Below are 10034 nucleotides of genomic sequence, written 5' to 3' on the forward strand. Positions count from 1 at the left end.
TAATGGGCCAGAGTTGGCCCGGAGACCTACACCAGGCCCACGAATTTGGCGCAACACCTTGAAAACACTATGAAAAGAAGCAGGCCAAAAATGGCCTGGCCTAAGCCAAAAATGGCTTCCCCTTGTAATATAAGGGAAAATTCAAACAGAACCTCAGAGCCGAAATGCTTTCAAAGTCCCGAACTTCCCCCAGAACAACCTATTTTCATGAAGTACGGTAAACATTACAAACAGCAACCTGCTCACCGAAAGGGTTGAGAATGCCCAATAAAAACCAAGTAGAAGGTATATATCGCTACTAAGGGCGCTATTGGAAGCTCAACAAGCAGACAGCATAATCAAGTGAGTCTAGCGCTATATGTTGACCTTCTAACTCGGTTACCCAATGACAACGAATTCAGCGAGAGCATTTGTCTTTTCACAACTGCGACAACCAGAGGCTCAACGGGACTTTGGTGTGTTGAACTCATATGTTCAAGCCTTAAGCCCTTTCGACCGTGGCGCTATCCTTGCTACAATGTGGGAAAAGGGAGACTTTCAACAAACTGCTGGTGCTTCAATATCTGGGATACTCCGTGATATTGTAGAAGGAGAGCTGCACGAAACTGTCTATCTATTCTTCACACCCGAAGAAGCAGCTATCGCATTAAGTGGTTTAGCTCGAACAGAAATTATATTAGGTGGCTCTCACGAGAAAGACGTATGTTATCGTTATGTCGCCAAAATTCTTTTAGGAACGATTGGAACTCTCCCAGAAGAGGCCCTGAAAACGCTCCGGAAATTACATCCACGCATTAGCAAGGGCTCTGCTGATGTTGCCTTAATTGCGGCACATGCAATTGGAGATGACTTACTCCTGGACGCTGCACTCGTAAACATTGCCGCGAGAAACGATGGCCCGATCTCATTTGAAGAGTTCGAGGCTGTTGCAGGAGTGTCTGATCTGCGCACCTTGGCAAATGCAATATGCGAAATCAGCCCGGAGTTGTCGCATAGTATCCCAGCACACGATTCTGTTCTTGCTGATATTTCGGAATGGCGATTGTTTGCTGAACATGCTGTTGAAGAAGTGTTGAGAAGATCCCGCAGGATAGTTGCAGGTACTGTCAAATATCAATCAGATAAGCTGACCAGTGTTGCAGAAGCTTCAGCCGTTGCGAGAGCAGTGAAACTTGCTTTGACAGAACGTCTGGATTGGGGACTGAAAACACTCGATGAACTTTGGGTTGGAGCTGCCCTTGCTCCTGATCACAAAGCCAAATCGATGCCTTCTCAATCGTTAAGTATTCAGCTTGGAAAGGTTGTCCGAGATGAACCTCAGCCCGAAGCTGTGTTGATTGCACAAAAAATCACTCGAGAAATACGCCATGCTGGCGTTAAGAAGAAGCTACAACGAACCACCAAAGAAGCTATACGAAACCTTTCTCTTCACCCAGAGCGCGTTCTTGATCTGCTTACAACAAGTCACATTCCAGATGAGTTTACTAAGCTTATAAAACCTGCATTGGAAGGTATGTTGCTGCGCTTGTGGTGGTTGGATGTTTCCGTGTGGGCCAGACAAATGACAGACAAGTCCTTATGGCCGATGACCAGCAAGCTAATCTGGGAAGTTGAAGACGAAGGGGATAGGTTTGCTGCAGTCCTCAAAGGAGGATCGAATGAAGGATTATGGCTCCTTGTGGATGGTTCTACCCGCTTGAGAGCGGAATGGCAGCGGGTTCGGCTCTGGCATCCCGTAGAGAGTTCAGAAGAAGAGCGTCAAGAATGGCAATTTTTCGTTACCAAAGAGGGTATCAAACAACCCTTCCCGCAGGCTTTTCGGGAAATCTATCCAGTGATGGAAAATGAACTCGGCACAAACACATCCAGAATGTTTGCCGGTCACACAGTCAGTCAGGTCCCTCTATTCGGATTATCACAACAAATGGGATGGAGACCAAGCGATTATGAGACTCTAGCAATCACTCTTGCTGGTAGAAGGTTTAATTTTGAAACCGGCATACGTACCTTTCCAGGGTGTGCGGGAGAAGGAACAACAGGCAACATCTCTTTAAAAGGGCCAGAAAAGAAGTTTAGTGATGTACCTCAGCGTGTCTTGTCAGAGGCCTTTCGGCAAACTGATCTGCTTGTAGCAACAGGTGCTGCAGGCGTAGAAGATATCTTGCTAGAAGATGCATGGGATAAGACCAAAAGCTATCCAGGCCAGCAAAGCGTAAAGATGCGCAAGATTATGCTCCAGCTCACTCACCCCACTGCCCACGTAGAGGGGCGATGGCTCATGCTTGCGGACGGATATCGAGTAAACTTAAGTACTGGACGTATTGTCTATAACGGCGCACCAATTGAATTACCCAAAACAGATAAGCGGCAGCGAGGAACTGATCGAGTGATGGATAAACTCTGGTCCGCTATCTCAGTCTTCGGGCTTGCAGGTTGAACTTATCAAACTAATCGTACGAATCTGTACTCATAACTCATTGTTTTGAGATTGAATTATGTACTTCGGGCCAAGTCTGATCCTTCGCAGGATGATTGATTTCAGTCTCGAGTACGGGCGTAGTTCACGTTACAAACATTGCGCTCGCCACTTTATGGAGTGCAAAGGCTTAGCAACCGTGATTAACGATTTTCAAGGGCACGAAACGCACGAAGCTTTTGCAACCAGACTAAAGCAACAACACGGGCGAAAAACATCATTCTGGAACCGTGTGAGTTAAGGAAAACGCGTTGCCACTTTGGGTTGATTAAACGCCACCTGCAAAATGTCAGCTTCTTTGTTCACGCCTAAAACATCCATTTGCACTACTGGCATTTCGCAGGTGCAATAGACAACTTCCTTGTTCGATTTTGCTTTTAGGGCCACTTAACTGCAACGCCGTTATCCCTCACAGGATTTATTGGTGCAAACACAATCAGAAATAGCAAGAACGTTCCAGAAGTCTCAGATTTGAGTCAGGTCGAACGGCAGCTCTTGGTCACACTACGACATACGGTGTTCGCGAATATTCAAGCAAATACCTCCACATTCATGCCGTCAGTTCTTACCCCCCCCTCCTTTCAACCCTGCCTCAATCCTCTCCCCGACCGTTTCTGAGAGCACCCGTATAGGGTGCGCGTCATGGTTCACATAGCGGTTGGTGATGGTCACGTTGCGGTGGCGCAGAAGATGGCTGATGAGGAAAGCATTACATCCTGATTGCGCGGCGAAAGTGCCAACCGTATGGCGCAGATCATGAATGCGCACATCTGGGATGTCAGCATGATGGCGCACCCGCTGCCATGCGTTTTCCACCAGCTCCTTGGTAATATGCCGTGTTGGGATCGTTGATGCGAGCAAGCACATAAGGAGAGCCATCCAAGCGCGGTATATCGGAGAGGATGTCGAGCACATTCCCACTAACCGGATGAGGTTTGCGGCCATCACCTTTCTTGGAAGGCAAGGCAATAGCCCCTTCTTCAAAGTCCACATGCTTCCATTCAAGAGAGGCGATCTCCATTAACCGTGCACCCGTGTAAAGCAGCAGTTTGAGGCAATAAAGCGCCATCGGATTCACTGGTGTCCGCCGCTTCTCGATATCGTTACGCAGATGCTTTGTGTGCTCCGGTTTCGCCTTTATAATCCACGGGAGCCCTTCTTTTTCTGCAAGCTCCAACGCCTTACCCAAGCGCTGTAACTCTTCCTCGGATAGAAACCGGTCGTGCTCATTCTCCCTATAACGCTTCACCAACCGCACCGGATTGCTGTGTTCAGGTCTCAGGCCCCAAACCTCAGCCAGATTGAACGCCTTGGAGATGATCGTCAGCACATGGTTTGCTTGTCGCGGGGTTCTGCGCATAGAACGATGCAGCTTGGAGATATCCTGTCGGGTAACAGAGGCTAGTTTCGCTTTGCCTAAAGGCTTACGCACACAGCGTTCAAGAATACGCCGTATCTCGACAAGAGACTTTGGTTTGTTGTGCACCTCCACATGTTCACTCAGGTACATGTCCAGCAGATCATCAACCGTCGGCGCATTACGAATGATCTTGCGATTAACGGTTGGGTCTTCCCCATTATGCACCTTGGCCAAAACAACAACAGCCAGTCCCCTCGCCTGATCTGGTGTCAGCTCTCCATATTTTCCGAGTGTCAGACGGCGAGAGCGCCCTTCCAGAGTGCGATATTGGACAATGAAGGTTTTGCGTCCAGTTGGCATCACCTGCAGCCCAAATCCCGAGAGCTTTCCGTCCCAGACGAAGTACTTCTTCGCCGTTGGCTTGGCTGCATCGACCGTCCGTTTCGTGACATTGGGCATCAGACAAAACTCTCCCGCTGACGGCCCATGACAAGAGCCGCCCCACATGCGAAAATAGAAGTTAAAAGTATTCCCCGAATGCTGCTGTTTCTGACGGCCTGACAGCTTGTGACGACCTTTTGGGCTTCTCTAATGGCCCTGAGTAAAACACGGCCTCATCCCCTTACAGATCGCTTGCGCTATGCCTACCGTTTCTTGTCAGCATATTGTAAGCAAATGTACGAGTTTCGCAGCGAAATGCAAGGTAGGCAGGAGCAAATAATTTTCTACAACTCATTGATTCATAGTACTGAATCGTAGTAGAGTGTAAGTGGACGTGAGTTGCAAATTGCAACTTGTAATCAAGGGGTCGCGGGTTCGATCCCCACTGCCGGAATCACCATTTAACCTCGTCGTATATAAAGAGGTTTAGCAAAGCAAAGCTCCCAATTGAGAGCTTTTTGCATTTAGACCTCGTGTCAGCGCTATGAGAGCATTTGAAAAGCGCAATTTCACCCCTCTTTTAGCTTTAGTAATTGCCCTTTCAAATTATGAAAATCAACACCGCAAAGAGGACTTCGAAGTTTTAATTTCGATGGTCTGTTTGCTGATGCATTTTTAAATACCAGTTGGTGCTTTGAAGTAACTCGGTAATCAAATTGGATTGGCTACAGAACTTAATTGAAACACCTAGAGTAGCCGATAAAATATTTTACAAAGAAATATACTAAACTATTATATCGACAAAACTCTAAAACCACGTATTTAAGTAAACTAAATTAATCTAACTCTGCTGCTACGGGATTTGCTAAGTAGTATTCAGAAGTTGCTCTTCAAAATCTGCTCTCCCTATTGTCGGCATGCATATCTAGTTCATGCATGCTGCGACAGGAGTTATAGATGCCCAAAGGACAGTTTCAATCTCATCATGAAAACAGGCCTGGTGTGATTGCAGGTTTTCTCCCGCGGGACTCAAAGCTTCTGGGGAAGTGGCTGGATCATATCAGTAAAAAATCCATATCAGCGTATGGAAAGCAAATTGAACAAGGCTACTCTTTTTTGGAGCCTTCAGTTCAAGCCCTAGCCTTTTTGCTGAATGAAGACGATCACCTTCATTGTCTTGTAAGCGAGATGATTGAGCAAGGCTGGCAAGTTCACCAAGAAGAAGAACCAAAAGTGGCGTATGGAATTAAATCCATCAACAATATGCTATGCGCCCTCAATTACATTATCAAACATGCACCAATCTTCGACCCAGTCTTGCCGCATTCAGCATTTCCAATGTCAGGATTGTTTGTCTACATGATGTGGACACCCGCAGGGAACTTTGTCTTTAAAAACAAGCTTTTCAATGATGCCCTGAGAAACATCCTTGATGCCTGGTGTGAGTTTTTAGACTCTCCGGCCTCACTCAGTGTCGTTGTTACCTCAAAGGATGGTTGGCTTTCTGAAGCCTCATGGAAAGCGAACAGTCTGGATCAGTTCGTTACGAAAGAACAGATCGAGAAAGACCTTGTGCATTGGGGATACACGTCGTTTAATGACTTCTTCCATCGTCAAATCATTACGATCAGCCGACCAATTGATGGGCCGGACAATGATCGAGTGATTACGTCTGCTAATGATGGCACCGTTTATCGCATTGCACGTAATGTAAAACTGGACGACAATTTTGAGACGAAAGCCCAAAACTATTCTCTCAAGCAAATGCTTGACGGCAGCCCTCTCACAACGCACTTTGTTGGCGGAGATGTCGTTCAAACGTTCCTGAGCGGCAACGACTATCACCGGTGGAGAGCTCCTATCGCCGGTAAGGTTGTCGAAGCTCGGGTCGTAAACGGATACATGTTCTCTGAGCTTTATTCAGAGGGGTTTGATCCATCAGCTGGAACTAAGTCTCAAGGATACGAGGCGATGGTAAACACCAGGGCGCTTATCTTTATCGAGAGCGAAAATCCGGCAATCGGTTGCGTATGCGTTATGCCCATCGGGATCACTGAAATCTCATCTATCTCAATTCAGGTCAAAGTAGGCGATAGTGTTCAAAAAGGACAAGAACTTGGGTGGTTCAACTACGGGGGATCCTCAATGGCTCTTGTTTTTCAGCCCAAAGCTATCAAGCAGTTTACGATTGTAAATCCTCTTTCAGATAACAACTCCGACAACGGGCCATTTGTCAGAGTTGGGGCACAAATTGCGATCTCAACTATTTAAGTCAGTCGTTGTTTTTCTCTTCAGCGCCTGGCGATAATGAAAACCAACGCTAGGTGTGCTTTCGCCAAACCGAAGGACACAGCAATGAAACACCCTCTCCTAGAACTGACTGATAGCGCCTGCGCGGCTCTGGTCGATGCATGCACAGATCGCGACCCCAAGTACATAGATGATGATCTTTCCTGTGTTAAAGCCATCGCTCAAGCAGCTATCAATGTAGAGTTGTTTACAATCCCCCTCTACATGACGGCGCTGTATTCAGTCCAAGGTACACATCAAATCAATAGTAAGGGCAGTAAGCTCTATGAAGGTCGCTGGTGGCCTGGCTCTGGTCCTGCCGCTGACCCTGACACAACAAACAAGCAAGTCTTCAATAAAGTCTACAGCGTGTTTATTGAAGAGATGCTGCACCTTCAACTCGCTTCAAACATGGCAACTTTGATTGGAGTGAAGCCATGCTTCACAAGCAGAGCCTTACAGAATGAAGAGTTTGGATGGATCTGCTATAAGCATGGCAACACCATGATTCCGCACATTTTGGATTTTAATGATTGGATAGATCACCCCATCTTATGTTCATATGATCCCGACCTAATGAATTTAAAAGGTATGCAAGTGATCCTGCGCGCCATGAACAAAGATCAGGTAAAACTGTTCATGGCAATTGAAGAGACCGTTGAACTCGCCAAGCTCAATCTGGAAAATTCTGAAGTTCCCATACCTGATCCTCAGCCCGATGGTGATAAGACCCGACCAAAGTACTTTGAACCTGCACCATTTGATTGGTTCAAAGCCAACATGACGGAAGCAGATCTACCTCTGTTCGGCTCAATTGGGCATATGTACTTATGTTACTGGAGCTACCTTGAAATTACCTACTCAGATGGAACCAGTTTGCTTGGGCGTCTCTTAGGCTTACAGCGAGACCGGTTCAATAAGCCTGTACAAACGGCTTCACAATATCCGATGATTGATATGAACCTGGAAGAGCTCGACAGCCTAAAGCTCAAGCTCATTAACAACATCAATGCAATCACTGATCAGGGTGAAGGCGGGGATGTTGTCAAAGACATTGTGAGGGTTTGGGGCTTTAAGTCATGGGCCAACACACTTGCAAAAGGCTCAGAAAATCCTCTTGGTTGCGTGAAGGAAAAGTTCCAGCCTAACAAAGAAGCATTGATTGAAGATTATCCTCATTACGATGATCAGGGCAATCAGCTCCCAACGCTATCTGGTATAGCCCGCGCCAGATCTGATGCAGCGGATAAAGACCACTTCGAACTGTTTTCGGAAGTGCTTCAACTTGTACAAAAGCATGATTACATGACATGGGAGAAATGGCACAACCAAAACCATACTTGGACACCAGATATGCTTGGTACCGATGGAGCCCCCAACGTGCCATGTACTGAAGACATCGCAACAGCGCTCAATAAGTTAAAAACCAAGCCTAATTCCTACCAAATATTAAGCCAAGCTGCGGTTGGGACGATTAAGGGCATCACTACAGTCTTGAACAGTTACTGGAATAATAGCGATAACACCGAATTTCCCTCTCCTGCCATGGATGGGTCTGGTGATCGGGTTTCTATATGCTGGGCTGTGACCGGAAAAGTGCCCGATCTTGTGACTGGCATTGCCTCACAAAAGGAACATGTTCTTTATCATGCTTGTCAGGGTATGGCCTTAAACGGTTCAGATACCGAGACTTGTGCCAGTGTTTTAGCTTACCATAGCTGTAAAGGTTCAAACGAATGCAAGACCCAGGGTGGGTGCGGGTTTGTCCAAAGTGCCAGCGGTGGAGGTAGCTGTGGAGGTTCCGTTGCCAAAGGTCTAAAGAGCGCGCCAGCGGACAATAAATGCGGTGGTTTTGGAGGGTGTGCAGTACCAATTTCAGCCTCTCAGCTCTACCCGAAACAAGACGATGGTTGCAATGAGATGCAACTCTATAAATTTGGACCTGCTCCTGATCATAATTCAGAGGCTTTGAAGCAACATCTCCCCTACTCTGAAGGGGATGCCGTTTACGACATAGCATGGCAAGCTTACAGTCATGCGAAGGGGCTCGACCCTGATGCGCATAAAGCACCAAAAGCCAATGATTTGCGGTTGGCGATGCCACCAAGTACATAAACGGGGTCAAATGAGTTCATCCGCTTCATCAAAACAAGGAGCCGCAGATTCAGCGGCTTCCGAATTGAACGAAAATACTGATTATTTAGGATTTGGGGTTGGCCTGCGTTCTCAGCACTTCCCTGAGATTATGGCTTGCGAGAATTTACCTGTCGACTGGTTTGAGATCATAAGTGAAAACTTCATCGACAACCACGGATATGGACGGCATGTCCTAAAGGAACTTCGTAGCCGATGTCCAATTGTGATGCATGGAGTTTCCCTCAATGTAGGATCTTCAGATCCTCTGAACTGGGAGTATCTTCAAAAGCTCAAAGAGCTGGCTGAATTTGTCCAACCATCATGGATCTCTGACCACTTGTGCTGGACCGGCATTCTTGGGCACAACACTCATGATCTTCTGCCAATGCCTTTGACGGAAGAGAGCCTCAATCATGTATCCGAGAGGGTGCTGCAAGTTCAGACCTTCCTTGGACAACCAATCCTTCTTGAGAACCCATCCACCTATCTTGAGTTTCGACAAAATGAGCTCAGTGAGTGGGAGTTCATGTCGTTACTCGTCAAAAAAACAGATTGCCTTTTGTTGCTTGATGTAAACAATGTCTTCGTTTCCTCCTTCAATCATGGCTATAATCCGCTGGAGTATCTGAGGAACATTCCTCACAGCAGCATTCAACAAGTGCATTTAGCTGGTCCTACAAGGGCTGGTAATTGCCTGGTGGATACTCACGACCAACCTGTCCCAGATCAAGTCTGGGAGCTTTACAAAGTACTCCTGGAGAAAACCGGCCCTGTCTCAACTCTACTGGAATGGGATGCAAACATCCCGAGCTTTATTGAAGTTGTCGCTGAGTTGAACAAGGCACGACTAATTTTTGATGGAAAGCATTACCAACGACTGGAGAGTGTCGACATCAAGCAAGCACCTGGTGCATTCTCGAGCCCGGTTGTTCGATAATGAAGGAAAGTTGTCTAAAGAAAAATACCCAACTAAGTCAACTACAAAAATGGCTGCAGGAGGTCCTGATAAACCGTGGTGACCTCTATCAAAAACTCTTAGGAGCCGAGCACCAAACAAACCTTCCCCTCACAGAAGCTATAAAAGAAACAGACCAATTCCCTGCAATCGAGCGCATCAACATTTATGCCTCAGGATACATTATGCGCTTGGTCGAAGCGCTAAAGGCAGAGTATCCGCTGTTGTGTAAGTTTATGGGAGATGAAGTCTTTGAAGGATTCGCAAAGGCTTACATTGTCACCCATCCTTCGCGTTATTCCAGTTTATATAAGTTAGGAGCTAAACTCCCTGAGTTTCTGGAGGAGACACAACCGAGGGGAGCCAATTGCGCTGATCAAGTCGCTCTATTTAAGATTCCAGCTGAATTGGCGCGATATGAGAGAACGCAAGCCGAG

Annotated in this window: 7 protein-coding genes; 5 read left to right on the forward strand and 2 right to left on the reverse strand. The window is 46.8% G+C overall.

What is annotated here, in order from left to right:
* The first annotated feature begins 385 nt into the window (after positions 1 to 385).
* Positions 386 to 2437 (forward strand): DUF4132 domain-containing protein, encoded by a 2052-nt coding sequence (locus PPL9_RS24185; protein ID WP_082597089.1) that lies wholly within the window; start codon positions 386 to 388, stop codon positions 2435 to 2437.
* Positions 2438 to 3034: 597 nt separating this feature from the next.
* Here the strand turns inward: PPL9_RS24185 and PPL9_RS33645 are convergent.
* Both PPL9_RS33645 and PPL9_RS24190 read right to left on the reverse strand, forming a co-directional pair.
* On the reverse strand, positions 3035 to 3355 hold the full coding sequence (locus PPL9_RS33645) for a tyrosine-type recombinase/integrase (protein ID WP_348271982.1): 321 nt from the start codon (positions 3353 to 3355) through the stop codon (positions 3035 to 3037).
* Positions 3255 to 4295, reverse strand: a complete 1041-nt coding sequence (locus PPL9_RS24190; RefSeq protein ID WP_208989592.1) for an integrase family protein — start codon at positions 4293 to 4295, stop codon at positions 3255 to 3257. The genes PPL9_RS33645 and PPL9_RS24190 overlap by 101 nt, the downstream gene beginning before the upstream one ends.
* A gap of 924 nt (positions 4296 to 5219) precedes the next feature.
* On the opposite strand from PPL9_RS24190, the gene PPL9_RS24195 reads away from it, so the two are divergent.
* From PPL9_RS24195 to PPL9_RS24210, 4 genes are all read left to right on the forward strand, one after another.
* Complete coding sequence (locus tag PPL9_RS24195; RefSeq protein WP_208989593.1) at positions 5220 to 6488, forward strand: phosphatidylserine decarboxylase family protein; 1269 nt, start codon at positions 5220 to 5222, stop codon at positions 6486 to 6488.
* Between the two features lie 36 nt (positions 6489 to 6524).
* The gene (locus tag PPL9_RS24200; RefSeq protein WP_057465123.1) at positions 6525 to 8621 is read left to right on the forward strand and encodes a ferritin-like domain-containing protein; all 2097 of its coding nucleotides are present in this window, start codon (positions 6525 to 6527) and stop codon (positions 8619 to 8621) included.
* A gap of 64 nt (positions 8622 to 8685) precedes the next feature.
* Positions 8686 to 9579, forward strand: coding sequence for a DUF692 domain-containing protein (locus PPL9_RS24205; protein WP_200962367.1), 894 nt, complete (start codon positions 8686 to 8688; stop codon positions 9577 to 9579).
* A partial coding sequence (locus PPL9_RS24210) for a DNA-binding domain-containing protein (protein WP_161831447.1) occupies positions 9579 to 10034 on the forward strand: 456 nt, incomplete at its 3' end. The genes PPL9_RS24205 and PPL9_RS24210, both read left to right, overlap by 1 nt.

Origin of the sequence: Pseudovibrio sp. POLY-S9 (genome assembly GCF_001431305.1) — a bacterium.
Taxonomy (GTDB): domain Bacteria; phylum Pseudomonadota; class Alphaproteobacteria; order Rhizobiales; family Stappiaceae; genus Pseudovibrio.